Below are 1680 nucleotides of genomic sequence, written 5' to 3'. Positions count from 1 at the left end.
ACGCCTCACGATCTGCGGCACAGTCATGCGGCTGCCCTGATCTCGGCAGGGCAGCCGCTGACCTACATCCAGCGCAGGCTAGGGCACGAGTCGATCCAGACGACGAGCGACGTCTACGGGCACCTGCTGCCCGAGGTGGACGACGAGGCGATGGCGGCCGTGGAGAGTGCGCTCAAGGGTGGCCGTCCGCCGCTTCGCGTGGTGGGGTGATCTCTCCCTGCTGGAGAGAGCCGGTGTCCAGTGCGAGCTGAATAACCGCTCGCAGGTCCCGCGCAGCGCGGGCGGATATCTCGGATTTCACTACCTGAACCTCAATCACCCCCGTGCGCTCGACGCGCATCACGGTCCGCTGGCCAGGCAGAGACTTGACGCGCTTAACTCGGAGGATCGGCGGGAGTTTCGTCATGGTGCCCCTCTTGCGCTACGCGGTGATATTCGATCACCAGTTCGGTTTGTGGATGACGCGTGATGGTTGTGGGTCTGTGGTGTCAGGCCATCATGCCCACGGACAAGGGGGCGGCCAAGCGATATGGCGCACTTGGCTAAGCGGGGAAGCGACTTGAACGCAAGTCGGCTTCAAGTCATGTTCAACTTAGGGTGAATTGGCCTCCTGCGGAGGCAGGTTCACTCGGCCCTAGGGCGAGATCGGGCGAATGCCTCCACGATGGCCCTCACTTGCTCTCTTTCCGCAGGGGTCAGCTCCTCCATGTGAGCCACGACCGCCCGGGCCTGGTGGTCGCCTGACCAGGTTTCTTGGAGCCCGAGGTACTGGGCCGCCGCAGCTCGCGCCAACTCGGCAAACGGTAGCTGCAAGCCGCGGGCCAGAGACGCCAGTCGCTCGCGCTTCGGTACGTCGCGGAGCTGTCCCAGCTCCAACCGGTTCACCCACGACTCGTTGAGTGACGGGTCGCCTGCGGCTCTCACCACCTGGGCCAGACTCCGCCCGAGCTCCGCGCGCCGGCCTCTCACGAGACGGGACAGATCGTCCCGAGGGGTGGTGGTCATGGTCGCCATCATGCCCTCAATCAGTTTGCCCGGCGTCCGCCGGGGGTCGGCTGGGTGAGTGATGTCTAGCTGGTGAGGGGCGGTGGACACCCCGACATCGGGACAGATTGTCCAGGAAGGGGGATAGTCCGCGCTAGGGGTCGCCTTGAGCGCCGGGACGATATGACCATCCCTCTGGGATAGACATATCGTCCTGCTAGTGCGATGATTCCGATATCCCCGAAGGGGGATGGATCATCGCGGGAGGATCAATGTCCCGAAGGGCGCCCCGTTTTGCCCTGCGCAGCCCCGACCTACTGCGCACCCTCATGAAGCACACCGGAGATGGCACCAGCGTCAGCATCCGCGACCTGGCCACCGCAACCTCGGTGGCGCCGAGCACGGTCGGCGCGCTGCTGACCGGTGATCAGGAGACCCTGAACATCGAGGCAGCATCCGCGATTGCGGACCGGATCGGCGTTGATCTGCTGGTTCTGTGGACTCCCACCGGACGCAGCAGCACCGGCGCGACGCTGCGAGAGGCGGTGGCCTGATGGCCGACTTCAGCTTGGCCGAAGCCGCCGAGGAGCTGCGCTGCAAAGAGCGCTGGCTCCGCGACCACTACCGCGAGTTCCGCCGCCGGGAGTACGGCCGCGAGGTCTCGTTCACGCCAGAGGACCTGGACCTGATCCGTGC

At 65.4% G+C, this 1680-nt stretch carries 2 protein-coding genes; both read left to right on the top strand.

Annotation, left to right across the window (positions count from 1 at the left end):
• On the top strand, positions 1–210 hold a 210-nt coding region (locus tag A3IG_RS28490; RefSeq protein ID WP_018382148.1), incomplete at its 5' end, for a tyrosine-type recombinase/integrase.
• Positions 211–1313: 1103 nt separating this feature from the next.
• Complete coding sequence (locus tag A3IG_RS0103430; RefSeq protein ID WP_079032600.1) at positions 1314–1538, top strand: helix-turn-helix domain-containing protein; 225 nt, start codon at positions 1314–1316, stop codon at positions 1536–1538.
• Positions 1539–1680 lie beyond the last annotated feature (142 nt).

Origin of the sequence: Wenjunlia vitaminophila DSM 41686 (genome assembly GCF_000380165.1) — a bacterium.
GTDB classification, from domain to species: Bacteria; Actinomycetota; Actinomycetes; order Streptomycetales; family Streptomycetaceae; genus Wenjunlia; species Wenjunlia vitaminophila.
This window is presented reverse-complemented; position numbering and strand designations above follow the sequence as displayed.

Bases quoted from the DNA above. Each gene is read 5' to 3' on its own strand.
- A3IG_RS0103430 (WP_079032600.1), top strand. From the start codon at position 1,314: ATGAAGCACACCGGAGATGGCACCAGCGTCAGCATCCGCGACCTGGCC.